The following is an 816-nucleotide window of genomic DNA, read 5'->3' on the forward strand; positions in this document are numbered from 1 at the left end:
CCCCCAGGGGTACGCGGTGCCGCCGCAGTACGCCCCGCCCGGGTACGCACCACCGCAGTGGTACGCCGGACCACCCCGGCCGGTGGCTCCGCCGCCGACGTTGAGCCCCGGCGGGCAGCCGCTGGCGAGCTTCGCCGACCGACTGCTCGCCGTTCTGATCGACGGCGCCGTCTTCATGGTCCTCGGCATGGTGCTCGCCGTACCCGCGGTGATCGTCTTCCTGGTCGTCGTGCTGCCCGACCTCGTCCGGGTCGCGCCGGACGGCACGGCCATCGAGCCGGACTTCCTTCACGACCTCCTGCTGCCGTTCCTGTGGATCGAGCTCGCGATCGTCGTGATCTCGCTGGTGATCGGCTACGTCTACTACGTCGAGATGATGTTCAAAACCGGCCAGACGTTCGGGAAGAGGAGCATGAAGCTGCGTGTGGTGCCGCTCGATCCGGCCCGCACCCTCGACCGCCGGGCCGCCGCCAAGCGGTACCTGGGGCAGCAGGGCGTGTCCCTGGTGCCCGGGCTGGGCTACCTCGACGGGTTGTGGCAGCTCTGGGACAAGCCCTGGCAGCAGTGCCTCCACGACAAGTTCGCCGGCACGGTCGTCGTTAAGGTGTCCGAGTGAGCGAGCGGAGCGAGCGAACCAGCAGGCTCAGTAGCGTGGCGCCTCGCGCCGGCGTGCGGCGAAGCGGAGCGGCGGCGTGAGCGTGCAACCGGGTTGGTACGTCGACCCCGCCGACCCTGAGACCCGGCGGTACTGGGACGGCGAGGGCTGGCTCGGCGCGCCCATCCCCGTCGACGCGACCCCGCCGGACGGGCCGCCCC

The 816-nt window shown here is 71.3% G+C and carries 2 protein-coding genes; both read left to right on the forward strand.

Annotated elements, in window-relative coordinates; translation table 11 throughout:
* The coding region (locus DKT68_RS00205; protein WP_236646640.1) for an RDD family protein at nt 1-616 on the forward strand (616 nt) is incomplete at its 5' end.
* Nucleotides 617-692: 76 nt separating this feature from the next.
* On the forward strand, nt 693-816 hold a 124-nt coding region (locus DKT68_RS00210), incomplete at its 3' end, for a DUF2510 domain-containing protein (RefSeq protein ID WP_146218241.1).

The organism is Micromonospora acroterricola (genome assembly GCF_003172955.1).
In the GTDB taxonomy this organism is placed as follows: Bacteria; Actinomycetota; Actinomycetes; order Mycobacteriales; family Micromonosporaceae; genus Micromonospora; species Micromonospora acroterricola.